Origin of the sequence: Thalassolituus sp. UBA675, from assembly GCF_002297765.1 — a bacterium.
Classification (GTDB): domain Bacteria; phylum Pseudomonadota; class Gammaproteobacteria; order Pseudomonadales; family Oceanobacteraceae; genus Thalassolituus.
Map to the genome: position 1 here is coordinate 76,363 of NZ_DBNJ01000025.1, position 25,522 is coordinate 101,884.

The 25,522-nt window shown below is 52.0% G+C and carries 28 protein-coding genes and 1 riboswitch; of the genes, 6 read left to right on the forward strand and 22 right to left on the reverse strand.

Going from position 1 to position 25,522, the window contains the following annotated elements; all coding sequences use genetic code 11:
• Window positions 1-59: 59 nt before the first annotated feature.
• The 8 genes from ahpF to B3007_RS10545 form a co-directional block, all read right to left on the reverse strand.
• The gene (gene ahpF / locus B3007_RS10510) at window positions 60-1,613 is read right to left on the reverse strand and encodes an alkyl hydroperoxide reductase subunit F (protein ID WP_076515687.1); all 1,554 of its coding nucleotides are present in this window, start codon (window positions 1,611-1,613) and stop codon (window positions 60-62) included.
• A 209-nt stretch (window positions 1,614-1,822) separates the two neighbouring features.
• The gene (locus tag B3007_RS10515) at window positions 1,823-2,110 is read right to left on the reverse strand and encodes a type II toxin-antitoxin system RelE/ParE family toxin (protein ID WP_068434623.1); all 288 of its coding nucleotides are present in this window, start codon (window positions 2,108-2,110) and stop codon (window positions 1,823-1,825) included.
• 39 nt (window positions 2,111-2,149) lie between these two features.
• On the reverse strand, window positions 2,150-2,410 hold the full coding sequence (locus B3007_RS10520; RefSeq protein WP_068434620.1) for a type II toxin-antitoxin system ParD family antitoxin: 261 nt from the start codon (window positions 2,408-2,410) through the stop codon (window positions 2,150-2,152).
• 517 nt (window positions 2,411-2,927) lie between these two features.
• Complete coding sequence (gene ahpC / locus B3007_RS10525) at window positions 2,928-3,485, reverse strand: alkyl hydroperoxide reductase subunit C (protein ID WP_068435382.1); 558 nt, start codon at window positions 3,483-3,485, stop codon at window positions 2,928-2,930.
• A 121-nt stretch (window positions 3,486-3,606) separates the two neighbouring features.
• Window positions 3,607-4,716: a mechanosensitive ion channel family protein gene (locus B3007_RS10530; protein WP_301376740.1), complete on the reverse strand. Its 1,110-nt coding sequence runs from the start codon at window positions 4,714-4,716 to the stop codon at window positions 3,607-3,609.
• Window positions 4,717-4,733: 17 nt separating this feature from the next.
• Complete coding sequence (gene rlmB / locus B3007_RS10535) at window positions 4,734-5,492, reverse strand: 23S rRNA (guanosine(2251)-2'-O)-methyltransferase RlmB (RefSeq protein WP_297530895.1); 759 nt, start codon at window positions 5,490-5,492, stop codon at window positions 4,734-4,736.
• A complete protein-coding gene (gene rnr / locus B3007_RS10540; RefSeq protein WP_301376741.1) occupies window positions 5,493-8,051 on the reverse strand; it encodes a ribonuclease R in 2,559 nt (852 codons plus the stop codon). It abuts the gene before it with no gap.
• A gap of 102 nt (window positions 8,052-8,153) precedes the next feature.
• Entirely contained in the window at window positions 8,154-8,525 is a 372-nt protein-coding gene (locus B3007_RS10545) for a DUF971 domain-containing protein (protein ID WP_301376742.1), read from the reverse strand.
• Window positions 8,526-8,618: 93 nt separating this feature from the next.
• Between B3007_RS10545 and B3007_RS10550 the strand changes: the two genes are divergently transcribed.
• Window positions 8,619-8,951 (forward strand): cache domain-containing protein, encoded by a 333-nt coding sequence (locus tag B3007_RS10550; protein ID WP_301376743.1) that lies wholly within the window; start codon window positions 8,619-8,621, stop codon window positions 8,949-8,951.
• Window positions 8,944-9,309 carry a HAMP domain-containing protein gene (locus tag B3007_RS10555; RefSeq protein WP_297530889.1) on the forward strand — a complete coding sequence of 122 codons (366 nt, stop codon included), beginning with the start codon at window positions 8,944-8,946 and terminating at the stop codon, window positions 9,307-9,309. Before B3007_RS10550 ends, B3007_RS10555 begins: the two co-directional genes overlap by 8 nt.
• Before the next feature lie 49 nt (window positions 9,310-9,358).
• Here B3007_RS10555 and hslU read toward each other — a convergent pair whose 3' ends face one another.
• The 10 genes from hslU to B3007_RS10605 all read right to left on the reverse strand — a co-directional run bounded on the left by hslU (window position 9,359) and on the right by B3007_RS10605 (window position 18,621).
• The gene (gene hslU, locus B3007_RS10560) at window positions 9,359-10,702 is read right to left on the reverse strand and encodes an HslU--HslV peptidase ATPase subunit (RefSeq protein WP_297530887.1); all 1,344 of its coding nucleotides are present in this window, start codon (window positions 10,700-10,702) and stop codon (window positions 9,359-9,361) included.
• Window positions 10,699-11,259: an ATP-dependent protease subunit HslV gene (hslV, locus tag B3007_RS10565; protein WP_076515703.1), complete on the reverse strand. Its 561-nt coding sequence runs from the start codon at window positions 11,257-11,259 to the stop codon at window positions 10,699-10,701. The genes hslU and hslV overlap by 4 nt, the downstream gene beginning before the upstream one ends.
• 107 nt (window positions 11,260-11,366) lie before the next feature.
• Window positions 11,367-12,191, reverse strand: a complete 825-nt coding sequence (locus B3007_RS10570; RefSeq protein ID WP_301376744.1) for a cobalamin-binding protein — start codon at window positions 12,189-12,191, stop codon at window positions 11,367-11,369.
• On the reverse strand, window positions 12,188-12,799 hold the full coding sequence (gene cobO, locus B3007_RS10575; RefSeq protein ID WP_068436697.1) for a cob(I)yrinic acid a,c-diamide adenosyltransferase: 612 nt from the start codon (window positions 12,797-12,799) through the stop codon (window positions 12,188-12,190). The genes B3007_RS10570 and cobO overlap by 4 nt, the downstream gene beginning before the upstream one ends.
• Window positions 12,800-12,858: 59 nt before the next feature.
• The gene (locus B3007_RS10580) at window positions 12,859-14,364 is read right to left on the reverse strand and encodes a cobyric acid synthase (RefSeq protein ID WP_301376745.1); all 1,506 of its coding nucleotides are present in this window, start codon (window positions 14,362-14,364) and stop codon (window positions 12,859-12,861) included.
• Window positions 14,357-14,893: a bifunctional adenosylcobinamide kinase/adenosylcobinamide-phosphate guanylyltransferase gene (gene cobU, locus B3007_RS10585; RefSeq protein WP_301376746.1), complete on the reverse strand. Its 537-nt coding sequence runs from the start codon at window positions 14,891-14,893 to the stop codon at window positions 14,357-14,359. The genes B3007_RS10580 and cobU overlap by 8 nt, the downstream gene beginning before the upstream one ends.
• Window positions 14,890-15,651: an adenosylcobinamide-GDP ribazoletransferase gene (locus B3007_RS10590; protein ID WP_301376747.1), complete on the reverse strand. Its 762-nt coding sequence runs from the start codon at window positions 15,649-15,651 to the stop codon at window positions 14,890-14,892. The genes cobU and B3007_RS10590 overlap by 4 nt, the downstream gene beginning before the upstream one ends.
• Window positions 15,648-16,694: a nicotinate-nucleotide--dimethylbenzimidazole phosphoribosyltransferase gene (cobT, locus tag B3007_RS10595; protein WP_301376748.1), complete on the reverse strand. Its 1,047-nt coding sequence runs from the start codon at window positions 16,692-16,694 to the stop codon at window positions 15,648-15,650. The genes B3007_RS10590 and cobT overlap by 4 nt, the downstream gene beginning before the upstream one ends.
• Window positions 16,694-17,734, reverse strand: a complete 1,041-nt coding sequence (locus B3007_RS10600; protein ID WP_301376749.1) for a FecCD family ABC transporter permease — start codon at window positions 17,732-17,734, stop codon at window positions 16,694-16,696. Before B3007_RS10600 ends, cobT begins: the two co-directional genes overlap by 1 nt.
• Entirely contained in the window at window positions 17,731-18,621 is an 891-nt protein-coding gene (locus B3007_RS10605; RefSeq protein WP_301376750.1) for an ABC transporter ATP-binding protein, read from the reverse strand. The genes B3007_RS10600 and B3007_RS10605 overlap by 4 nt, the downstream gene beginning before the upstream one ends.
• Before the next feature lie 144 nt (window positions 18,622-18,765).
• A riboswitch (cobalamin riboswitch) is annotated at window positions 18,766-18,917 on the reverse strand.
• A gap of 100 nt (window positions 18,918-19,017) precedes the next feature.
• Here B3007_RS10605 and B3007_RS10610 point away from each other — a divergent pair.
• The 4 genes from B3007_RS10610 to B3007_RS10625 all read left to right on the forward strand — a co-directional run bounded on the left by B3007_RS10610 (window position 19,018) and on the right by B3007_RS10625 (window position 22,429).
• A complete protein-coding gene (locus B3007_RS10610; RefSeq protein WP_068436711.1) occupies window positions 19,018-19,500 on the forward strand; it encodes an FKBP-type peptidyl-prolyl cis-trans isomerase in 483 nt (160 codons plus the stop codon).
• A gap of 112 nt (window positions 19,501-19,612) precedes the next feature.
• The gene (locus tag B3007_RS10615; protein WP_076515723.1) at window positions 19,613-20,188 is read left to right on the forward strand and encodes an LPP20 family lipoprotein; all 576 of its coding nucleotides are present in this window, start codon (window positions 19,613-19,615) and stop codon (window positions 20,186-20,188) included.
• 74 nt (window positions 20,189-20,262) lie between these two features.
• On the forward strand, window positions 20,263-21,771 hold the full coding sequence (locus B3007_RS10620; protein WP_301376751.1) for a hypothetical protein: 1,509 nt from the start codon (window positions 20,263-20,265) through the stop codon (window positions 21,769-21,771).
• A gap of 16 nt (window positions 21,772-21,787) precedes the next feature.
• Window positions 21,788-22,429: an MBL fold metallo-hydrolase gene (locus B3007_RS10625; protein WP_301376757.1), complete on the forward strand. Its 642-nt coding sequence runs from the start codon at window positions 21,788-21,790 to the stop codon at window positions 22,427-22,429.
• 14 nt (window positions 22,430-22,443) lie between these two features.
• Here the strand turns inward: B3007_RS10625 and B3007_RS10630 are convergent, their stop codons facing one another.
• The 4 genes from B3007_RS10630 to rpmE all read right to left on the reverse strand — a co-directional run bounded on the left by B3007_RS10630 (window position 22,444) and on the right by rpmE (window position 25,440).
• A complete protein-coding gene (locus B3007_RS10630; protein WP_301376752.1) occupies window positions 22,444-22,968 on the reverse strand; it encodes a hypothetical protein in 525 nt (174 codons plus the stop codon).
• Between the two features lie 87 nt (window positions 22,969-23,055).
• Window positions 23,056-23,919 (reverse strand): hypothetical protein, encoded by an 864-nt coding sequence (locus B3007_RS10635; RefSeq protein WP_301376753.1) that lies wholly within the window; start codon window positions 23,917-23,919, stop codon window positions 23,056-23,058.
• Entirely contained in the window at window positions 23,916-24,983 is a 1,068-nt protein-coding gene (locus B3007_RS10640) for an isopenicillin N synthase family dioxygenase (protein ID WP_301376754.1), read from the reverse strand. Before B3007_RS10640 ends, B3007_RS10635 begins: the two co-directional genes overlap by 4 nt.
• Window positions 24,984-25,224: 241 nt before the next feature.
• Complete coding sequence (gene rpmE / locus B3007_RS10645) at window positions 25,225-25,440, reverse strand: 50S ribosomal protein L31 (protein WP_068435180.1); 216 nt, start codon at window positions 25,438-25,440, stop codon at window positions 25,225-25,227.
• Between the last annotated feature and the right edge of the window lie 82 nt (window positions 25,441-25,522).

Here is a 25,522-nt window from a genome sequence, read left to right on the forward strand (position 1 = left end):
TTTTTCCCTCTTTTTCAGAGGAAGGCCACTTTACGGTGGCCAGGGTGCTTTAATTAAAATCAGTTACGAATCAGGTGATCGAATGCGCCAAGCGCGGCCGTTGCACCGGCCCCCATCGAGATGATGATCTGCTTGTACGGTACATTCGTACAGTCACCCGCGGCAAATATGCCCGGAATACTGGTTTGCCCGTGGTCATCAATCACCACTTCGCCGCGTTCAGTCAGTGTCACTGTGTCCTTAAGGAACTCAGTGTTTGGCACCAGACCGATCTGTACGAAGATACCAGCGAGCTCGACGATATGAGTTTCGTCTGTTTCGCGGTCTTTATACTGCAGACCGGTAACACGCTGACCATCGCCCAGTACTTCTGTGGTCATTGCCTGTTTGATGATTTCAACATTCGGCAGAGATTCTGCTTTCTTCACCAGTACGGCATCCGCACGCAGTGTGTCTGAAAACTCAAGTACAGTTACATGCTCAACGATACCTGCGAGATCAATTGCAGCTTCAATACCTGAGTTACCACCACCAATCACAGCCACTTTTTTGCCTTTGAACAGAGGACCGTCACAGTGTGGACAGTACGCCACACCTTTATTACGGTATTCCTGCTCACCCGGAACGTTCATCTCTCTCCAGCGAGCGCCTGTAGCCAGAATCACTGACTTGCCACTGAGCACAGCGCCATTCGACAGCTCAACTTCGGTCAGGCCGCTGTCTGTTTTACGAACACCAACGGCTTTCTGGGCCTTCATCACATCAACGTCATATTCTTTGACATGCTCTTCGAGGTGCGCCACCAACTTCGGACCTTCGGTGTAAGGTACAGAGATGAAGTTCTCAATTCCCACAGTGTCTGCGACCTGCCCACCAAAGCGGTCTGCAACGACACCGGTACGGATACCCTTACGAGCCGCATAAATCGCTGCAGACGCGCCTGCAGGGCCACCACCGACAACGAGAACGTCGAAGGGATCTTTGTCTTTCAGTGCAGCGGCGGCTTTCTCGTCGGCATCGTCATCAACCAGGTTAATGATGTCTGCCAGAGTCTGCTTACCGTTCGCCAGTGGCTCACCATTCAGGTACAGCGCAGGCACCGCCATGATGTCTTTACTGGTCACTTCTTCCTGGAATACACCGCCATCAATCATGGTTGCGGTGATGTTCGGATTCAGAGCCGCCATCAGGTTAATCGACTGAACGACATCCGGGCAGTTGTGGCACGAAAGCGACACGTACACTTCAAAGTTCAGTTCTTTAGTCAGTGCCTTCGCCTGATCCTGTAATGCCTGGTCTTCCTTCGATGGGTGGCTACCTGCCTGCAGCAGTGCCAGGACCAGAGAGGTAAACTCGTGGCCCAGCGGAATACCCGCGAAGAATACACGCGGAGCGTTGTCTTCTTTCGCAATCGCCATCACCGGTGCACGACCATTAATTTTGTCTTCAGTCGTGCTGACAGAAATCTTATCGTTCAGCTCTGCGATCTCACGCGCCAGCTCTTCCAGTTCATTCGACTTAGGCGAACCATCCACAGCGACCAGCAGTGAAATCGGGTTACGCAGGTTATCAAGGTATGCGCCCAGCTGTTGTTTCATGTTTGCATCAAGCATGATGGTTTCCTTTATGTTGATTCGGCTTCTGGCTGCTACTTATATGGTGCCGGAAGCGCCTTAATTCAAAGTACAGGATTATAGTAGCGCCTCAGTATTGATAAGATAAATCAATCTTTTCTAAGAGGGTGATAGTGACTGACTAATAAGGGCTTTGGCTTCTTACTATGAAGTCCTATCTATAGATAAGCGCAGATGTACTGGTTGGCTCAGAAGTACTGTTGGGAGTCCATATCAGCAGAGAGTACTCTGACAATACTCAATGATGCGTCCGAAACCACGTAATAGATAACGTAGCGGTCAACATACAAACTACGAACTCCATTAGCCAACTCTTCACGTTCCACACCCAGTAATGGAAACTCAGCCAAACGCTCTATGGCAACCAGCAACTTGTCCAAGAAACGATCTGCGTTGATCGGCTGATCGGCGGCGATGTACAACCAGATCGAGAGCAGATCATTCTCTGCTTCAGAAGAAACTTCAGTATTAAGCATCGGACATTCCCTATCGTTTGGCTTAACTGCAATCAGATACTAACTATCTTTCTTCAGCATTGCTCTTCCCCGAGCCTTCACCGAATTCATATCCAGTGGCTTACTGCCATTATCTTCTAACGAGTTCAGACCTTTCGCTATCTCGCTGCGCAGCATCGCTAATGCCTGCTCATCATCCTCGAGCTTGCGCAAACCGGCACGAATAACCTCACTGACCGAGCCATAACGGCCGCTCTGTACCTGCTCAGCAACAAAACCATCAAAGTGATCGCCAAGCGTAACGCTGGTGTTCTTAGCCATAACCTCGCCCCTCAATACCAATTATTGGTATATATTGGTACTCATCATCCGCAATGTCAAAAACCGAAACGAAAAACCCCGGCTAAGCCAGGGTTTCAGTCTTTTATCTGAGCGTTTGCGAGGCAGGCTGCGCAAGGCAAAAGTTGGTTGAGGAAGCGGAGTTTAGTTCACCTAAATGAGCATTCCGAAACCAACTTTTAACACCGCGCAGGCAACGCAGCTAGTTCAGTCTGAGCGTTAGCGATAACGCCGCTAGCTCAGATCATCTGGCACAGCTGAGGCGATAAGCTGCAAGGCATCCTTGAGCGAGTACCCAAAAAGAAAAACCCCAGCAGAAGCCAGGGTTTTCATCACACATCTGAGCGTTAGCGACAAGGCGCTAACTCAGATCATCTGGCACAGCTGAGGCGATGAGCTGCAAGGCATTTTTGAGCGAGTACCCAAGACATACCAGATTGGTAGGCGCAGGGACGAGCGAAAAAATAACACCGCAGATCGCGTCTCAGCGAGGCCAGAATTAGATCTTACCAACCAGATCCAGTGAAGGAGCCAGAGTCTCGTCGCCTTCTTTCCACTTAGCAGGGCAAACCTGACCTGGGTTGTTGCGAACGTACTGAGCAGCTTTCACTTTACGCATCAGGTCGTCAGCGTCACGGCCGATACCTTCAGCAGTGATTTCCATTGCCTGGATAACACCGTCTGGATCGATCAGGAAAGTAGCACGGTCTGCCAGACCCTGGCCTGGACGCATTACACCGAAGTTGTTGGTGATAGTGCCGTTCTGGTCGCCCAGCATGTAGTACTTGATCTTACCGATGGTTTCAGAAGCATCGTGCCATGCTTTGTGTACGAAGTGAGTATCGGTAGAAACAGAGAACACCTCTACGCCCAGCTTCTGCAATTCTTCGTATTTGTCAGCCACATCACCCAGTTCAGTTGGGCAAACGAAAGTGAAGTCAGCTGGGTAGAAGAAGAAGATAGCCCACTTACCTTTTACGTCAGCGTCAGTTACGTCAACGAATTCGCCATCTTTGAATGCCGTTGCGCTAAATGGCTTAATTTCTGTATCGATCATGGTGTTTCTCCATTAGGTTTATGTTTGAACGAGTTCCATACTAGAAGCATGGAGCTTATACGTTAAATTGATCTTTTCAAACCATCTGATAGCAATAGCCTATCAAGCTACCAACACAGGATTACCCTTGTGTGACACCCTGTGCGGCAGTCTCTCTGCGTGAGAGTTCCGCAGGCATGCTTTCGAGGTGCAATGTCCTTGTCGGAAAGGCACAGTCAGCACCACTCTCATGGATGATATCCATTATTTTGAGCAGTACGTCTTGCTTCACCTCATGGTAATGCACCCAGTCAGTAGTCTTAGTGAAGGTGTAAATAAAGAAATCAAGGCTCGACGCACCAAACGCATTAAAATTTACAATCATGGTCTGATCCTGATCGATCTCACCATGCTGGCGCAGCATGTCGCGTACTTTTTCCATGATGCCCCGTACGACTTGCGCATCCTGATAGCGCACACCAATGGTTTCATAGATGCGACGATTCAGCATCCGTGACGGGTTCTCTACTGAGATACTGGTGAACACAGAGTTAGGGACATACAGCGGACGCTTATCGAATGTACGTATGCGGGTCACGCGAAAGCCGATGCTTTCGACCGTACCTTCAATTGAACGATCCGGTGAACGTATCCAGTCACCTACCTTGAATGGCTTATCGAGATAGATAATCAGCGAACCGAAGAAGTTCGCCAGCAGATCTTTCGCCGCCAGACCAACAATCAGGCCGCCCATACCACCGAAGGCAAGAATCCCCGAGATTGAAATCCCCAACAACTGAAAAACCGGCAGTATGATGAGTATGGTCACGGCGAGCTTAGCCAGTTTGCCGACCAGCTGAACCGTCGTCGGGTCCATGCCACCTTCGAGTTGTTTTTCTTCGACGCGGTTAATTAAGCGCCACATGGCCCAGGCGGCAAGAATAATCAGCGATAACTGGCGCACCACCGAGATGCTGCCCTGCACTTCTTTATCGTAATACGCGGCGGTGATGTCTCCGGCCCAGGTCAGGCCAACCGCGACAATCATCCAGTTAACTGGCACTGCAATCGCATTGATGACCACGTCGTCCCAGTGGTTCTCCGTGCTTGCGACAAGCTGTACCAGACGTTTGCGCAACATGCGCCAGAAAAGGCCTGCTATCAGTGTCAGAGTCAGAGCGATACCGACATTCCAGAACCATTCGTAGTCCTGACCCACCAGTTCGTTCCACCAGCTCATGTATATTTCCATTACTTTGTATTCCTGACTTATCCGGACGTTTTACCCGAGGCACCACCACGCTGGCGCACCGCTTCGAACAGACAGACACCGGTTGCTACTGACACATTCAGTGAGCTGACCTCACCGGCCATGGGGATCTTCACAAGGTGGTCGCAATGCTCTCGCGTCAGGCGACGCATGCCCGGGCCTTCAGCGCCCATGACCAACGCCAGAGGGCCTTTGCAGTCCTGCTGGTAAATCGTGGTGGTTGCTTCGCCCGCCGTACCAATAATCCAGATGCCACGCTCCTGCAGGTCTTTCATGGTCCGCGCCAGGTTCGTTACCTGAATATACGGCACTGCTTCTGCAGCGCCACAAGCGACTTTAGCAGCCACTGCCGTCAACGGTGCCGACTTGTCTTTCGGAGCGATGACCAGATGAATACCTGCCGCATCGGCGGTACGTAATACGGCCCCCAGGTTATGAGGGTCAGTCACGCCATCGAGAATCAATACAAACGGGTCGCCAGTGATGTTATCGAGGATATCCGGCAGGTGTTTTTCTGACTTCCCCTGCACGGGTTTTCTCAGTGCCACAATACCCTGATGGTTGCCTTCCGCCTTCTGGTTAAGCAACCCCTTATCGGCTTCCATGACGGACAAGCCTTCGGCCTCTGCCAGATCGAGGATTTTCTGCATTTTTGCATCAACCCGACCTTTCTGAACCCAGATTTCCACCACTTGACCAGGGGATCGTTGCAGCAGTGTTGTAACGGCGTGGATGCCGTAAACCGATTCAAGCTTCATTTATTTTTTCTTACGTGGATTCTTCTTAGCGGTCGATTTAGAAGCAGCTTTGCCCGATGCTCCTGCACTTTTCTTAGCGTTCAGCTTCTGGCGTTTACTGGGCTTTTTCTTCGATGTTTTTTTGCTGTCGGCCCTGGTCGAGCCCGGTCCGCCTGATTTACCTGAACCGGCTTTCTTTTTACCCGGATTCATCAGCTCTTCTTTGGTCATGCCCTTTTTCTCGCCCGCCTTGCCACCAGCAGGGCGCTTGCGCGGTAAGCGAGCGGGTTTCGGCATATCCAGGCTATCAGCACTCCGTCCGGCATTAACAGGCGCGGTAGTTAATTCGAAGTCGACCTTGCGATCATCCAGATCAACGCCAACCACTTTCACCCAGATGTTGTCACCGAGACGGAAGCTGCGACGCGTGCGCTCGCCGATAAGACGATGCTTAACCGCATCGAACTGATAGAAATCATTCTGCAGTGTGCTGACATGCACGAGGCCTTCGACGTAAACATTTTTAAGTTCAACGAATAAACCGAACCCTGTTACGGCAGAAATAACACCTTCAAAATCTTCACCCACTTTGTCGCGGATATATTCACACTTCAGGAAGTCGGTGACATCACGGGTAGCATCGTCTGCGCGGCGCTCGGCCATAGAGCAGTGCTCGCCCATATTGACCATGGCCTGCAGGTCGTATGGATAAATCGTACGTTTGGCCATGTTCTTCGTGCCTTCTGCGCGAAGTACGTGCTTACACTCCTGCTCACTGCGGATAACGCTGCGGATACCGCGATGAACCAGAAGGTCCGGGTAGCGACGGATCGGTGACGTAAAGTGCGTGTACGCTTTGTACGCCAGACCAAAGTGACCTTCGTTCTCAGGCTCGTACTTCGCCTGACTGAGTGAGCGCAGTAGCACCGTCTGTATTAAGTGCGAATCCGGGCGCTTTTCAATCTGGCTGAGCAGCGTCTGGTAATCCTTAGGCGCAGGATCTTTACCGTTTGGCATCGTCAGCCCCATTTCACCGAGGAAAGCGCCGAGGTTTTCGAGCTTCTCTGAACTTGGGCCTTTGTGAACGCGGTACAGTGCCGGAATCTCATAACGAGTGAAGAAATCAGCCGCACAGACGTTCGCCGCCAACATGCACTCTTCAATCAGCATGTGTGCGTGATGGCGCTCGGTCGGTACAATTTCCTGAATCTTGCGTTCTGCATCGAACACGATACGGGTTTCGACCGAATCAAAATCCATCGCACCACGGACTTCACGCTGCTCGCGGAGAATATGAAATAAGCGATACAACTCATCGACGTGAGGCACGACATCGGCGTAATGTTCACGCCATTGGGCCTGAGTCTCTTTGTCGGCATCCGGATTAATCATGTCCCAGACTTTGTTGTACGTCAGGCGGGCATGGGAGTGAATAATCCCTTCCATAAACTTGTAGCCTGAAATACGCCCGGCTTTGGAGATGGTCATTTCACAGACCATGGTCAGGCGGTCGACGTGCGGGTTCAGAGAACACAAACCATTGGACAGTTTCTCTGGCAGCATCGGTACAACGAAGCCCGGAAAATACACCGACGTCGCGCGCTGATACGCCTCATTATCGAGGGGAGATTTCACCTTCACATAATGCGAGACATCGGCAATGGCCACCCATAAGCGCCAGCCACCAGTGTTCTTGTTGCGCTCGCAGTACACAGCATCGTCGAAGTCGCGGGCGTCTTCACCGTCAATAGTGACGAATGGCAGATGACGTAGATCGATGCGGTTTTTCTTGTCTGCTGCTTTTACCTGATCCGGAATTTTCTTAGTTTCAGCCTCGACTTCCTCTGGCCATTCGTGAGGAATATTGTGGCTTCGGATCGCCACGTCGATTTCCATACCCGGCGCAAGATGTTCGCCCAGTACCTCAATGACTTCCCCCACCGGCAGACCTTTCGGTGACGGCTGACGGGTAATATTCGCCACAACGAACTGACCGTGCTCCGCACCGTTACGGCCATCCGCCGGAATCAGAACTTCCATCGAAATGCGTTTGTTGTCGGGTTGTAGAATGCCCACGCCCGACTCTTCGAAGTAACGCCCAACGATCTGCTGCGTGTTGCGCTGTAAAACCTCAACGATCTTACCTTCCGGGCGACCACGACGATCCAGCCCCAGAATCTGCACAGCGACCTTGTCCCCATGGAAAACCTTCCGCATCTGTCGATTCGACAGATAGACGTCATCACCTTCGTCACGCAGCACAAAACCGAAACCATCACGATGCCCCATGACGGTGCCCTGTACCAGGTCGACCTTTTTCATCGGCATAAACTGATTACGACGGTTGCTGATCAGCTGGCCATCCCGGCACATGGCAATCAGACGACGACGCACTGCTTCAACGCGATCTTCGTCGGTCTCCCCAAGTACTTCACAGACTTCAGGGTGCGTCAGGGGGCTGGGCGCTTCTTCAAGCACCATCAAGAGTGCGTCGCGGCTCGCCACCGGGTTGTCGTATTTTTCAGCCTCAGCGGCAGCATTCGGGTCTTTGAAGGTTTTTGTCTTCTTGGTATCGCTCAAGCGATCACTCCTGGAAGGAAAAGTTTGGGTCAGTATACAGCACGGGCGCAGTGTTCAAAGGCCCCATGCAGGCACAGAAGGCTCAACGAGCTACGTCCGGGTTCATAACGCCTTGAAATTGATCTGTGAGGATTCACGACTCTTACCCGCAGCTTCCAGCCGGTCAAGGTAGTCCTGCCAGAGCGTATCCTGGTTGAGACACAGATGGTGCAGATACTTCCAGTCGTAAAGCCCGGAGTCATGTCCATCGTCGAAAGTCAGCTTGAGTGCATAGTTACCGGCTGGCTCCATGCTCAGCAAACCGACGTCTTTCTTGCCAAACTGCAGCACTTCATTGCCGACACCATGCCCACGCACTTCGGCTGACGGTGACAGCACACGCAGCATTTCAAAGCTGAGCTCGTACTCAACACCGGCGTAAGTCAATGCAACGCAGCGACTGGATTTCTTTACTTTGATGGCTTCAGGGACCACATAGACTCCAAATTACAATTTAACCAGCAGACCTGGTTTCAACTTCTATACTCATTTCAATTCCTAAGTTTACTATCCCGGAGATGCTACGCCATGACATTTCTGCGAAACCTGTCCATTCGCGCCCGCTTATGGCTGATAATGGCCGCTGCACGGATCTGTATCCTACTCCTCGAAGCAAAAGCACTGAGAAGTCAGTACGATGTTATGTTCGCTGCCGAATACACCGCCAAAGAAAACACCGCTAAGTCACTCGTGAACAGTGCCCATAGCCTGCTGGAACGCTATCAACGCATGGTTCGGGAAGGCGTATTAAGTGAAGAAGGTGCCAAAGAGGCTGCACTGGATGCTCTGCGTTCACTTCGCGATGGTAATATCTATTTCTGGGTGCACGACCGCTCCCCGGTTGCGTCACACCATGAGTAGTATTGCCAAAGGAGACGGTGATCTTACCCAACGGATTCCAATCACTGGCGAGGAAGAAATCACACGACTTAGTCAATCCTTCAATCAGTTTATCAGTCAGATTCACGACATTATCCGTGAAAGTGTGAATGCCACCAACGAAGTCGCATCACTGGGACGTGAGATCGCGGCAATGGGCTCAGAGACACGAAAACTGAATGCCGAACAGATGCAGGAAAGCGACCACGTCGCCACAGGCGCAACCGAGATGAGTCAGACCATTCAGGAAATTGCTGATAACGCCGACAAGGCCGCTGATGCCGTGAAAAATGCAGCAACAGACTGTCTGAGCAGATTGCTCGTTTCAGAATATAGATAACGAAAAAGCCCCCGTTTAAACGGGGGCTTTTTTTATAAGTGCTGCATTATCAGAGAATAAACTTACTCAAATCCTGATCCTGTGCCAGAGCACCCAGCTTCTGATCGACGTAAGCTCCGTCAATGGTCACTTGTTCGGTCAGGTCCGTTGCGTCAAACGACACACTCTCGAGCAGGCGTTCCATCAGTGTATGCAGGCGGCGGGCGCCGATGTTCTCGGTGCTCTCGTTGACCTGATAAGCGATCTCCGCCAGGCGTTTAATACCATCCGCAGTGAAGTCGATGTCCAACCCTTCGGTCTTCATCAGCGCTTTGTACTGCACTGTTAAAGACGCGTTAGGCTCGGTCAGAATGCGTTCAAAATCGTGCGGAGTGAGCGCCTCAAGCTCAACACGGATAGGCAGACGGCCCTGAAGCTCGGGAATCAGATCCGAAGGCCGTGCAAGATGGAACGCGCCCGAGGCAACAAACAGAATATGGTCTGTTTTCACCATACCGTGCTTGGTGCTGACAGTGCAGCCTTCGATCAACGGTAGGAGGTCGCGCTGCACCCCTTCGCGGGATACATCGCCACCAGAACCGCTGTCCTGACGCTTAGCGACTTTATCGATTTCATCAATAAAGACGATACCGTTCTGTTCGACCAACTCCAGCGCACGGACTTTCAGCTCTTCCATGTTCAGTAGGTTGCCGGCTTCCTCATCGCAGATCTGCTTAAAGGCATCCGCAATTTTCATCTTACGCTTGGACTTTTTATCACCGCCCAGGTTGGCAAACATGTTCTGCAACTGGCTGGTCATCTCTTCCATACCTGGAGGTGTCATGATTTCTACACCGGCAGTATTCACCTGAGCGACATCGATCTCGATTTCTTTATCATCAAGGTCACCGTTGCGCAGTTTACGACGGAAAACCTGGCGCGCGGAGCTGTCTTCCTGCTTAGGTTCTTCGGTCGTGTCCCAGCTGGTAGAGGATCGGGCCGGTGGCAGCAACACATCGAGAATGCGCTCTTCAGCGAGTTCTTCGGCGCGGGTGCGTACCTTTTTCATTTCCTGCTCACGCAGAAGCTTGATCCCAGTTTCGACTAAATCACGGATAATGGATTCTACGTCCTTACCCACGTAACCCACTTCAGTAAACTTGGTGGCTTCCACTTTGATAAAAGGCGCATTCGCAAGCTTAGCCAGACGGCGGGCAATCTCAGTTTTACCCACACCGGTCGGGCCAATCATCAGAATATTCTTTGGCGTGACTTCATCACGCAGCTCTGGCTCAAGCTGCATACGGCGCCAACGATTACGCAGGGCAATAGCCACAGAGCGTTTGGCATCATTCTGACCGATGATGTGTTGATCCAGTGCGTGGACGATTTCGCGAGGTGTCATCTGGCTCATGCATTTGCTCCTGAAGTGTCGCCGGTTACATCGCTCTCTTTCAGCGACTCAATGGTCAGGTTGGTATTGGTGAACACGCAGATTTCGCCAGCAATATTAAGGCTCTTCTCGACGATATCACGAGCGCCAAGCTCGGTGTTTTCCAACAAGGCACGAGCCGAAGCCAATGCATAATTACCACCTGATCCAACACCGATCAGGTCATCCTCGGGCTGCAGTACGTCGCCATTGCCGGTAATAATCAGAGAGGCGGTGTGGTCTGCCACGGCCAGAATAGCTTCGAGCTTGCGCAGAGCACGGTCTGAGCGCCACTCTTTTGCCAGCTCAACGGCTGCACGGGTCAACTGACCACCATGCTGCTGCAGCTGGGCTTCAAACTTTTCAAACAGGGTAAAAGCGTCAGCAGTGCCACCAGCGAAACCTGCGAGGACTTTACCGTCGTATAAGCGGCGGACTTTGCGGGCATTGCCTTTCATTACGGTATTGCCCAGTGAAACCTGACCGTCGCCTCCAATGACGACTTCGTCGCCACGGCGCACGGATACAATCGTTGTCATGACTCTGTACCTTGTGTCTCAGATGTAAATGATGTGTCGCTTTCGGTACAGATGGGGGCAGAAACCGGCATTTCAAGCAGAAGATCTGCCGGTAACCGTTAGACAGGTCACCGTGCCTGGTTGATCGCGTTGCAGAGTAGCGCCAGGCCTTCCGTCGCCCGCGGGCCAGAACGCAGCAGCGCTGAGCTGTTTACCGGAATAAGGTGCCCCTCCCTGACAGCAGCGACGGATGGCCATTCGCTCCACAAAGCCTCTTTCGAGTTCACCACGTTCGTGTGGCTCGACATAATGATGACCTCAGGGTCGCGGGCAATCACACTCTCAAAAGCCACAACGGGGTAGTGTGACGGTGCTTTGCCAAACACATTGTCACCGCCGCAATCTTTGATCAGAGCATCGACCCAGCTGCCTTGCCCGACCGTGCGCAATGGCTCGTAAGATAACTGGTAAAAAACCCGGACAGGATCGGCATTGGCGAACTGATGCTTTAGTGCGCTGTAGCGGTCACGAAAACGACCTGCCGCTTCTTTCCCAGCCTGAGGTTCTCCAACGGCGCTACCCAAACGCTCCATATCATCAGCTACGGCATCCATCGTTTTGGGGTCGATGTAAAGAACATTCACCCCAAGCGCTTCAAGCTTCTGAAGATCAGATTCTTTATTGCCACTCTTCCATGCCACGACAATATCGGGCTGTAACGCGATAAGCGCCTCGATATTAATACCGGCGTAACTACCAATACGCGGAATAGCTTTTGCCGCTTCAGGGAAGTCTGCCCACTCGACGGTACCCACAACCCTTTTACCAAGACCCATTTCAAACAGCATCTCGGTCGAAGACGGGGACAGGGCAACGATTCGCTCTATCGGTTTCGATGCTACTGCGAAACACGCACACAGCATCAATGCGAAAGCAAAGAAGCAGCGGATCACCAATCCACACCTTTACGGGCTTTTATTCCCGCGCGATATGCGTGCTTCTCATCTTTTACTTCGCTGACGGTATCTGCCAGGTCTCGTAGTTCTTTGATTGCGCCACGCCCGGTAACAACAACACTTTGATTTTCAGGACGATTACGGATGGCGTTCAACACCTCTTCTTTATTGAGGTAATCGTAACCGAGCATGTAAGTCAGCTCATCGAGCAGAACAACGTGGTACTGAGGGTCAGCAAGGTATTCCTTAGCGTGCGCCCAGACCTCTTCTGCTGCGGCAATATCAGACGTTCGGTCCTGTGTTTCCCAGGTAAAGCCTGTGCCCATGACGGCGAAAGGTACGCCATTATTCTCAAGCAGGTTTCTTTCACCACAGTCCCACTGCCCCTTAATAAACTGAACAACCGCCGCTTTGTATCCGTGGCCTACAGCGCGTGCAACCGTACCGAAGCCAGAGGTTGATTTACCTTTGCCATTGCCTGTTACCACGATCACGATACCGCGCTCTTCTGTCGCTTTCGCAATACTGGCATCAACCTTTTCTTTTTGTTTCTGCGCTTTCTTTTTATGGCGTTCCTGCTTCAACTCTTCTTCTGACTTCGACATTACCTGACCTCGTATATTTGATAATTTCTATTTTTAAAAAATGATCTGTGACAGCTGCCCTACTGAATGATATCCAACAGGGCGTCCATATCGATATGCTCTTCATAAATATCAGCGATACGTTCAATTTCACGTTCACGCAGTGCTTGCCAATCTTCTGCCGTTCCCGGTGAACCAGATACCCACTCAAGAATAAACTCACAGGTTTCCGGGTGGTCAAATAGGCCATGAACATAAGTCCCCATCACCTGGCCATCGCCAGATATGGCACCGTCAGTGTATGAATTTCCCTGCTGATCGGTCAGACAGCAAAAGGGAGTCTGCAGGCCTGCCCCTTCACTGATACCACAGTGAATTTCATACCCTTTGATCTTATTCCCGGAGTTACTCAGCACACCGTCTACGTTCTTAAGCTGCTTTTCTGCGGTGAGTCGAGTACTGACATCAAGTAAACCAAGACCTTCGGACTCTGTGATCGTGCCCTCGACCTGCTCCGGGTCAGAAATTTTCTGACCCAACATCTGAAAACCACCGCAGACACCGAGCACTTTGCCACCGTAGCGCAGGTGCTTAAGAATCTGTCGATCGAACCCCTGCTCCCTCAGGTAAGCCAGATCAGCCTGAACACTCTTACTGCCCGGAAGGATAATGAGGTCAGCGCCCGACAGGTCACCACCAGCAGTGACATACTCAAGCACAACGCCAGAATGCTGAAGTAGCGGTTCGAAGTCGGTGTGATTGCTGATACGTGGCAGCACCGGCACCTTAATAACAATGCGCTGTTGGTCTGACTGATTAAGATTTTCTTCATGCAGAGCCCGGTTTATTCCGTCTTCAGCATCAAGACGCAGATCCATAATGTACGGCAGTACTCCCAGTACAGGTTTCTCACTGTAGTCTTCCAGCCAGTCGAGGCCGTCCTGGAGTAACTCGATCCGGCCGCGGAATTTATTGATCAGAAAGCCCTTAATTCTTGCCTGTTCACTGGCCGCAAGAATATTTACCGTACCTGTAAGATGCGCAAACACACCGCCGCGATCGATATCCGATATCAGAACGACAGGACAATCTACCGCCTCGGCAAAGCCCATGTTGGCAATATCATTTTTGCGAAGATTCACTTCTGCCGGACTGCCTGCGCCCTCAACAATCACCACATCGTACTGTTCTTTGAGGCGCTGAAATGCCGCTAAGACATGGTCAAATGCGAGCTCTTTAATGTTGCCAAAACGTCGTGCGTCGAGCTCGCTGACGGCCTTACCATTAATAATGACCTGAGAGCGCATATCCGAATTCGGCTTCAACAATACCGGGTTGAAGTCCGTCGACAGAGGCAAACCACAGGCTTCGGCCTGAAGCGCCTGAGCCCGCCCGATTTCTCCGCCATCGTTCGTTACCGCACTGTTCAATGCCATGTTCTGAGGCTTAAATGGCGCCACCGAAATACCCCAGCGCTTAAGTATCCGACATAGCGCGGTCACACACAGGCTCTTGCCAGCATCAGACGTTGTGCCCTGAACCATCAGGCAGCCTTTTACCGGCAACGAAGTATGAGCATCAGCCATGAAGCAGTACTCCATTACGTTTTAATGCCAGTGGGCACCCGGAAACGACCAGAGTAACGTCATCGGCGATGGCGGCTACGGCCTGATTCAGCCACCCTGCCTCATCAGCGAACCGGCGGCTTAATTCACCAAGGGGAACAATGCCGCTCCCCACCTCATTGGTGACAATAAAAATATCCTGCCCTGGTACTTCCGAGGCTTTTTTCAGTGCGCTCAGCAATTCGGATTTTTCCTGCTCAAAGTCGGGCCAACGCTGTTCATTGCAGAGCCAGTTAGTGAGGTATAACGTCAGGCAGTCAATCAGGAGCGTTGACGACGACACACTCACGACCGAGGACAGCTCAAAAGGCTCCTCAACCAGCGCCCAGTGCGCCGGTCGATCTTTCTTGTGACGCTGAATGCGCGCCGCCATTTCGTCGTCTCCCGGTGTCGCTGTCGCCACATAGGTAATCTCAGCCCGCTCATTAGCAAGCTGTTCGGCATAACGACTTTTTCCGGATCGGGCTCCGCCCGTCACTAAGTGAATCAAGAGAAGCTCCCGCTCAGAGCCAGTAACGAGAGATAAATAGCCAGTTCACTGACCTGCTGAACTGCTCCTAAGGCATCGCCGGTAAACCCGCCAATCTGACGCTTAAGAAATACGTACGCAACGCCTGCCAACACGAGTAAGACGAACAGAATAATGAACGGGTTGTTGATAAACATAAGCGCGATTAAACCTGTGATTATCGCAATAGCCGTATCCGCACCCGAGCCTGACTCAGCCAAAGGCTTGGCTTTTGAGGTATCAACGTCAGAGACATAAGACATAGCAGCGATAAATACTGTCGGAATAATTCGACTCAAAGGATGCGCGACCAGAAGTGCCAGAACCGGGTTGATCAACTGGGATAAAACAACGAATTTCAGCGTAAGTGACACCCATAGAGCCGCAGCGCCGTACGTGCCGATGCGGGAGTCTTTCATAATGCTTAGCTTCTGCTCGCGGGTCCATCCGCCGCCCAGCCCATCACAGGTGTCTGCCAGACCATCTTCATGAAAGCAACCGGTAAGCAGCAGGCTGATTGCAATGGAAATCAAGACAGCAACATTCTGAGGAAAGACCAACATCAACAACCACAGAGCCGTCGCACACAGAGCGCCGATCAGCCATCCAACTGCCGGAAAATAACGGCTGGCGCGGTTAAGGCTCGCCTGACTGAACTCGACCGAGGCCGGTACCGGTATTCGCGTAAAAAAGGCCACGGCAATCCACCACAGGTTCAGCTGTTCACTCAACCTGTTCATACCGCAGTGACACCTGCATCATCAAAGCTCGCCATGTAATTGTAAAAAGACTGCGCCGACTGCAATAGCGGGTACGCCAGCGCTGCGCCGGTTCCTTCTCCCAGTCGCAATCCAAGATCCAGTAACGGCTTAGCATCGAGAGCCTCCAGGATCAGAGTGTGAGCCTGCTCTTCTGAGTGGTGACAGAAGACCATATAATCCCGTACCTGCGGGGCTATTCTGACCGCCGCCAGCGCCGCTACTGACGCGATAAATCCATCAACCATAATGACACATTGCTTCTCAGCCGCGGCCAACATAGCACCGGTGATCTGGACAATTTCGAAGCCACCGAGAGAAGCCAGAATATTCATCGTATCGTCAGGTTCAGGCGTCGACTGATGACGCTCGAGTGCCTCAGCGATGAGCGATTTTTTGCGTTCAAAGGCATCATCATCAATGCCTGTACCACGACCACAAGTCTCTTCTACTGAACGCCCAAGAATAGCAGCGAGCACCGCCGATGCCGCCGACGTATTACCAATTCCCATCTCACCAAACGCAAAAACATTACTGCTTTCTGCGATTCGCTGACGCACTATTTCAGCCCCCAGTACTAGTCCTGATTCTGCGGTTTCGCGTGCCATTGCCGGCGCTTTAGCAATATTCTTAGTGCCCGCTCCCAGGCGCTGATTTATAACGCGGCTACTCTCAACGGCATTAAGGATGCCTGCATCAATAACGTACAAAGCCATGCTGGCAACCTGACAGAAACAGTTCACTGCCGCACCGCCATTAATAAAATTCTTAACCATCTGCTGCGTCACCGCAGGAGGCGCAATACTCACCCCCTCTTCTGCAATGCCATGATCTGCTGCAAATACCAACATGGCAGGCTTATGCAGTCGGATCTTTTCGACACCGGTGATCGCTGCCAGCTGAGCCGCTAATGATTCAAGCTGCCCCAGACTGCCGGGCGGCTTGGTTTTCATATCAATACGCTGCTGAATGGCAGCATCCCTTGAGCGGGACACCGGAGAAACGGAAAACATAACACCTGCCATCAACGACTCTGTCGTTGCTTAAGAATAATAAAAAAGAAAAGACTGCCGAGCGCGGATGTCACAATACCAACGGGCAGAACCTGATCCTGAAGTAAAGAGTGAGCCAGGACATCCACGCAGATCATAAAGGTCGCACCAACCAACAGAGACATCAGCAGTACCCGGTGTAACTGTCCGCCGACGAGCAGCCTCACAATATGTGGAATCATCAACCCAACAAATCCGATGCCGCCGACCTCTGCAACCAGAATCGCCGTTACTGCCGAGCACACCAGCAACATCCCCAACCGCAACTTATGTACAGGCACACCTAGCGTAGCGGCACTTTCTTCGCCCAGCTGCATCACGACGAGCCAGCGCGAAAATATGAAAAACAGACCACTGCCAAGCACCACAGCCAAAAGAGGCAAAATAAGATCAGCCCAGTTGCTGCCCGAAAAACTGCCCATCAGCCAGAACAATAATGTGGCTGCAGTTTCTGGCGTTGAGTAATAAATCACAAGGCTGGTAAATGCACTGAGCATAAAAGAAACTGCCACCCCGGAAAGCAGCAGCTTTTCGACCTGAACCGCTGATTTCCCAGCAAGCGTCAACATCAGAAAAACAGACAGCGCTCCGCCCGCAAGCGCCCCGGTGGCCACGTTAAATACGACACTCAGGCCCGTCGCCGCCAGAAACCCAGAAAAGGCCCCAGTGAAAGCAGACATGGCCAGCACCGCACCTAGAGCGGCCCCGGATGAAATACCAAATAAATAAGGATCAGCCAGCGGATTACGGGTTACTGATTGCAGAATAGCGCCAGTAATCGACAGACCAGCGCCCGTTAGTAAAGCCATAAAAATCCGCGGCAGGCGAATATCCGTAAGAATCTGCTGTTCGATCGGCGACAACGCACAATCATTCGTCCATGGACAGATAATGACGCCCTGAAAGACATTCAGAAGCGACAGATCAAAGGCGCCTTGTGCCGCCGCACCAATCACCGAAAGGCAAAGCACAGAAAAAGTTATTGCAACAGTTAACCCGTACGGCATTTTCATCCCCTGCGCTCTCCAGCTGATCCGGGAGCAATAGTCCGACTCGGAGGCATATCGTAGGCAATACGAATACGGCGTTCATGGGTATAAGTGTTACGGATCACAGCAACATCTGCGGCAACCTGAAATACATCCTGAATTAATTCGCTGGTAAGCACCTGGAAGGGTTCACCGTTGGCCACCAGCTGACCTTTATTCAATACCAGCAATTGATCGCAGTAAGCCGCGGCCATGTTCAGATCATGAATAGTTAAAAGCACCGTAACACCCAATGACCGGACCAGACTGAGCGTCTCTATTTGGTGCTGAATATCGAGGTGGTTGGTGGGTTCGTCTAAAAGAAGAATCTGAGGTTGTTGTACCAGCGCCCGGGCGATCAACACCCGTTGCTTCTCACCACCGGAAAGAGAACCGAAATCACGATCAATAAAACGCGTCAGATCGAGGTCGGCTGCTATACCTTCTATTAACCGGGTGTCATCTTTGCTGGTAAACGACAGCAGTGGCTTACGAGGCGTCAGGCCGGTTGCAAGAACTTCGCGCACGGTCACCTCGAAAGGCAGTGCCGATTCCTGCAGCACAACCGCGATTTTACAGGCTCGCTCGCGTCTGCTCATCAGGTGTACCGGGTGCCCGGCAATCATCACCTGCCCCGCCAGCGAGGCCGGTTGATCGTAGCGATGGCAATAGATTGCTCTGAGTAACGACGATTTACCTGCACCATTCGGCCCGACAATACCAACCAGGCTACCGCATTCCACAGCGAACGAAATATCCCGCAGAATAGCGTTCGTAGCTTTCGCACCGATAGTCAGCGATAAGTGCTCAACAGCGATATGCGCGAGTTCAGCATCGCCAGAGGTGTAGCTGTTGTGTGAGGACTGATTCACCATCGGTATCCGCGCATCGGTACAAATATTGTCACGCTAATCGTCACATTATGGGCGGAATACGGATGATGGACGCACTTCGGGAACGCAGCCTAAGCCGCCCGAACAGAGAGCTCATCATCGAGTAACCCGCTCGATCATAGAAATTGGTTTGCACGTCCGGGAGGCAATCTGGCTGACAGTCGACCGGATAAAAGCCACTGTTTACAGTTGCGGGCACAGCCCCGGATTTTCACCGGGTTCCCCTCCTGAGACTGGCAAGACAAATTTGCCAGTCCGGACAGGGGTGGATTATCGCACAGAGGCGCCAGCGTTGCAGTAAACACGCGGATACCGGATACTTCGCGCCTTAATGATCACAGTTAACCACACCATACACAGACTACGGAAACGCTCATGATTGTCGCCAAAGATACGGTTGTTCAGCTGCATTACACCCTTAAAGATGCCGATGGCAAACAGATTGAGTCCACTGCGGGCCATGATCCGATTGCCTACCTGCAGGGCCACAACAACATGATCCCGGGCTTTGAAGAAGCTGTCGAAGGCAAGCAGGCCGGTGACAAGCTCGAAATCACTGTAACACCAGAAAATGGCTACGGTCACCGCGTTGAAGGTTCAGTGCAGCGCGTACCAGTCAAGCACCTTCAGGGCTCAAAGAAATGGAGCAAAGGCATGGTCGCTTCTGTACACACAGATCAGGGCGAGCGTCAGGTGACCATCGTAAAGGTCGGTCGTTTCATGGCAGACGTTGACACTAATCACCCATTTGCCGGAAAAACCTTACATTTTGACGTCGAGATTCTGGACGTTCGTGCAGCGACTGCAGAAGAGCTTGATCACGGCCACGCCCACGGCATTGGCGGGCATCAGCACTGATTCTGACTCAGATCACAAGTGGTGAGAGTAGCCGTCTGAGTGCGGTAGTATTTTAATATTGCTTCGGCTATTCTCGAACGAGTCTTTTGAAAATACCTGTAGGAGATTAAGGATGAATATCCGTCACCTGTTTACTGCCGCTGCCGCCACTCTGCTGGTTGCGTGTTCTTCTAACGAACCGGCACCTCAAGTTGCTGAGTGTGTCTTCGCCGATGGCAGCATGCAGCCTGCTCCTGCGTGGGTCTGTGGTGCCCCTGTTGATGGCGTCGACCTGACCGCCGTCGGTTACGCCGATAAATCTGCCGCTGGCGCAAACTTCATGAAGCAAATGGCAGCGACTGCCGCGCGCGTTGAACTTGCTCAGACCATGCAGGTAGAAGTTCAGAACATGATCAAACAGTACGCCGAAACCACGGGTACAGCGGACGACGAAACAGTTGATCAGGTAAACTCTGTGACAACCAAACAGATCACCAAGCAGACACTGACTGGCAGCAAGATCTTCCGTCAGATGCCTACGCCTAGCGGCGGCATGGTGGTTCTCGTTGGTCTCGACGCCGACACCGTTAACCAGTTGGCAGAAGAGGCCCTGAAAACCTCAATGAACAACGAGAAAGCTCTGTGGCAGAAGTTTCAGGCTCAGAAGTCTTTCGACGAAATGCGCGAAGAAATGCTGAACATGAACTGAGTCAGCTCAGCGTATGATATCCAGACCGGTACCGGGGTAACTCTGTACCGGTTTTTTGTTTTGGGGGAGATCCAATGAAACATCTTATCCGTTGCACCCTGATAGCCAGCGGTGTCGTCGCCAGCGCAGCTACTCTTTCTGTCGTCGCGAACCCAGGTATGAGCGATTACGAACGCTGGCGCGCCACGACTCAGCAAGAATTTCAGAGCTATCTCGACGAAAACGACAAAGCCTTTATCGGATTTCTGAAGCAGCGCTGGGAGCCGGTCGATACCGAGTCAGGCGAGGAAGAAGATCAGGCCCCAAAACCCACAAACATCCCCAAAGCACCGCCTGTTAATACACCTGTTAATACTCCTGAAGAAAAACCAAAAGACATAACAACCGAACCTACGCCAGTCGTAAGTGTGCCTGTTCCGACACCGACTCGCGAACCCGACAACACAACGCCAGAGCAAACGCCGGTCAAAGTGGCACCCCAGCCGCAAATTAAAGGCCCTGCCGCCAGTATTAACTTTTATGGTCACGCTTTACGCCTGCCCTACAACAAAGCCATGCCACGTGCATTTTCATCCAGGCCCTCCTCCGACGCTATTGCCTCAGCGTGGGAAGCGTTAGCACGGAGTGATTTCAAACCCGCCTTAGAGCAGCTCAATGCCACTAAGACGTCTTTGTCGCTGAGCGACTGGGCAACGGCACGGCTTGTCTCCGACTACTCTGAGGCCGTAGCGAGAAATGCCGACAGCCGCATTATGTTGAGCTGGTTTATGCTCGTAAAACTCGGCTATGACGCCCGCCTTGCCTACAACGACCGCCTTTACCTGCTAATGCCTGCTGACGACGATGTGTATGGCGTTACGTATTTTACTCTCAGTGGTGAACGCTACTACGCCTTGCCACTCAATGGTGATGTACGAATTGCAGGAAAGGTCTACACCTACGGCAAGCAACACGAGACAGCGTCACGTGCGGTGGCCTTCAAAGTGCCTGAACGCTTCAACGGGGCGGGAGATATCCGCAAGCGGACGCTCAGTTATCAGGAGGGCGAAGAAACAGTGAATGTTGTCGTTAGTTACCCAGCGGAGCAGATCCGTTATCTGGATTCCATGCCCCAGCTGAACCTGCCACGCTATCCGATTCTCAATTTGCCCGCAGCGACACGGGCCGAGCTCACTAAACAGCTGAAGCCATTGTTACAGGGGCACTCTGAAGAAGTCGCGGTTAACCGCCTGCTCAACTTTGTCCAGAACGCTTTTGAATATCAGACCGACGAGCAGCAGTTTAATACTGAGAACTACCTGTTCCCACTTGAAACCCTGCACTATGCTGCCTCAGACTGCGAAGACAGAGCCGCACTGTTCTCGCTGCTGGTGCATGACCTGTTGGGCCTGCCCGTCGTCCTGTTGGATTACCCAGGGCATGTGGCCGCAGCCGTTGAATTTACAGGTCAGGTGAAAGGCGACGCAGTCGTTTATAATGGCCGCCAGTACACAGTCACTGACCCGACCTATATTAATGCGCGTGCAGGAATGACCATGCCGCAGTTCGCCGGTCAGTCACCTGACGTAGTAGAAGTATTTTAAGGAGGCCTTCATGGCTTTGCAGATCGCCATTGTTCCTGTCACTGCTTTTGAGCAGAACTGCACTGTTCTGATGTGTGACAACACCAAAGAAGCCGCCATCGTAGACCCCGGCGGTGAAATTAATAAAATCAAAGCGCAGATTGAAAAAATGGGTGCGAACCCGACCAAAATTCTGCTGACGCATGCGCACATTGATCATGCTGGAGGCACTGCAGCTCTGGCACGCGACCTCGGCCTTCCCATTATTGGTCCTCATAAGGAAGATGACTTCTGGATCCAGTCGTTGCCGCAGCAATCTATGATGTTCGGATTTCCCAACGTTGAGTCATTCACTCCGGATCAATGGCTGAACGATGGCGATACGGTTACAGTGGGTGACGTGACACTTGAGGTTATCCATGCGCCAGGACACACACCTGGGCATGTTGTCTTCTTCAATAAAGACAGCAAAAAAGCCTTAGTTGGCGACGTTATTTTTAACGGGTCGATTGGTCGTACTGACTTTCCTAAAGGAAATTTCGACGAGCTGGTCTCGTCCATCCGCGAGAAGCTGTTTCCGCTGGGCGACGATATTGAATTTATTTGTGGGCACGGCCCGAATTCAACCTTCGGCCACGAGCGTCAGCACAATCCTTTTGTTTCTGACCACCGCGGCTAAGTACTTATCTTGATTCAGGGCGTCGTTGCTGCTGGTTTCTTCCTGAGCTCAGATGTCTGAATGGCCGCCAGTTCCTGAACTCGCTGGCGGCTTTCTTCCAATGCGATGTCCATTTGTTCGTCATACATCTCCAACCAGGTACGCGAACCCGGCATCATTTTCGCGAGATCACGCATCCCCTGTTTTAACGCACTGAGATGCGTCTGGTAGCTCTGCTCCTGATCGAGAAGAATTTCTTTAAAGCCAGACGCCTGACTGGTGTCCATAATCTTACGGTATTGCACCAGTGATTTTTCAAACGCCGCCATCTGAATGCGCAAAGCTTCGTTTTCCTTTTTCACCAGTTCAAGCTCTGTTGCTTTGGCGTAGGCGATATCCTCTTTCAGTAGCGAAACAATGCCCAGAGTCGATAGCGCCGATAGCCCGATAACCGAGAGCACCACAAGTACAATCACCACTTTGCGGTTTAAAGACACCGTTCGCTCAAGCAGAGAAATACGCTGACCTTCACTAAGATCAAACTCTTTTTCGTCTTCCATTGGAGGCTCCAGAACCCAACTGATTTACCTGACGTTTAAGCATAGCAGGCACTGGAAGAATTGCCCGGCATGGGCTAATTAGAGCACTCACACAACCCGCCGGAGGTAACGGCCAAGCGTTGATTGAAATTGTTTAAACCAACGCTCTGCATTCTCAGGCTGCGAAGTACCGGGGGCGAAGTGAAAGTCACCAACAAGAGTATCAATACGAAACGACCAGGACTTCTGACCAGCCACCAGCCGTATCTGTTCGGGCTGACTTGTATTGTGGAAAAACTCTCCGTCGTCAGCCTCGAACAGAGCGCTGAACATAGCCTTCCCTGTTCTTTGAATATCGCGGGAGTGGCGGATGATGATCTCATCACCCTCGAGCTCGCCGATATCCGTGATAAACTCTTCCGCCGGTCTGTTTATAACAGCGCCCATGCAGTCACCAGCAAGGATAAGCGCTCCCTGTAATTCGCGGCTGGCACCGGTCGTCAGGTCTTCTTCACCGATCAACTCCAGACCGACGAATAACCCCGGTACACTGTTTAACAGGCGCCAGTCTTCAACATAGGCGCCGCTTGGCGCGAACTCCATCATGCAATTGCCCACACGCCTTAGCTCTGCGGGCTCGGGCCAACGGTTTTCACTCAGCGAAGACACGCCTCCCTGCCAGTCGAGCAAGTTATGTTGCCAGACACTGTGCGCGTACCAGCCTTCGTAATCCGCCTTATTATCAGGCTCCGCCTGCTGTTCGTATTCGAGCGGCAAACGCAGATCTATCGTCAGCGCTCCAGACTGAAGCCAGAACACCCGTGTGTCTGTATCAGTTAACCCATTAGCAAAACTGATGCATCGCCGCCGGAAAGCACCGCACATCCACTCAGGAACCGAGTTCCTTGGCCAGACGGCGCCCTGCGTACAAGCGATATCCAACAGGCTTTCTATCCATCGTTTCCGTGTCATAGAGCCCGCTCCTCCCGGCCAAAGCCAACGCCCGGCTGAGTCTCCGGGCGTTCAATGTCCCCCGAACGCAGTCGCTTCTGAAGGTAGTCAAATGTATCTATGGTCTGAGCGTACAAGTGATCACCGCACCTGACCGGCTGATACTTTTTCTCAACCCCTTCACAAGGGGCCATCACAGGCTCAATGACCGTATCGTAATCACAGGTACAGAAGAGCGGGAATGCGTAACGTTCCTCTTTCACTTTACGCACCCTATGGGTAGTTGCTCTGAAATGACCGTTACTCAGTATTTCCATCATGTCGCCAATATTAACCACAAAACATCCGGGTATGACCGGAGCATCAATCCAGCGCCCTTCCTCATTCAACACTTCAAGGCCATCGGCGGTGGGTAGCAGTAAGGTGAAGCATTCGTAATCCGTATGCGCACCAATGCCCTGGGTGTCTTGCACGCCCGGGTCGTAAGGGTAATGAATCAAGCGCAATTGATTCGGTGGACGAATCAGCTTGCCATCGAAGAAGGTCTCCTCCTGCCCTAGTGCAAGAGCAAAGCCCCTGAACAGAACCTTTGCGAGCTCGGTTCCGTGGCCGTAGTAACAACTCACTTTCGCTTTGAAATCGGCATCGTCTGGCCAGAGCGTTGGGCCAAGCATCGGCCTCCGATACCTGAGATCACTCAGGTCGTAGTTAACATCATACGCCTCTTTATGATCCCGGGGTTTATTCACGTCTGAACTTGAGCCCGGGCTATAGAAGACTTCTTCGCCCTCTGGAACGTAACCACTGTGGTTCTGCGACAAACCGATGTAATTCTGCATCTTCTGTTCGTATGGCTGAGCAAAATACTGCTTTGCAGACGCGACCAGATCGTCGGTCGCTGCCTCGGGAACGCGATGTCCGCAGACATAGAAAAAACCAACGTCTCTTGCGGCATCGCGGATATTGTCTGCAACCGCCTGACGCTCAGCAGGCACAGCGGAATACAAACCTGAAATATCAATCACAGGAATGGATGAGAATCGACGGAGGGGTGTTTGCTTGTGAAGGTTGGTGCGGCTTTGCATATCAGTCTCCCATAGGTTTCAGGGTGACTGGCCGTCCAGTGGTGTTCAGCGGGATGCTGGCCGGGCCGTCCCGACTGCATTTCAGAATATCAAATCAGAAGACTCAGATACCAGAGCGCAAAGTGGTCAGTAAGCGCTTACAAAAGGTGGCTAAGAAAAGATGACTAACGAAAAGGTGGATATGGGAGAAATAGCAGGCACAAAAAAGCCCGCAGAAGCGGGCTTTTTCAGAACGCGTCGATTACTTCTTACCGCCGAAGCCACCGAAACGCTTCTGGAACTTGTCGATACGACCGCCAGTATCCAGAACTTTCTGCTTACCAGTGTAGAACGGGTGGCATGCAGAACATACGTCCAGGTACATAGTGCCTGGCTTGGTCGAGCGAGTCTTAACTACGTTACCGCAAGAGCAGGTTGCTTCCAGGGTAGCGTACTCAGGATGAATACCGTCTTTCATAAATCACCTCACAGTCTTCGCGCCGCCACATCCCGGGGACCACTTTCTTTGCCTGATCTCTCAAGCTGGGCCCAATATCGGT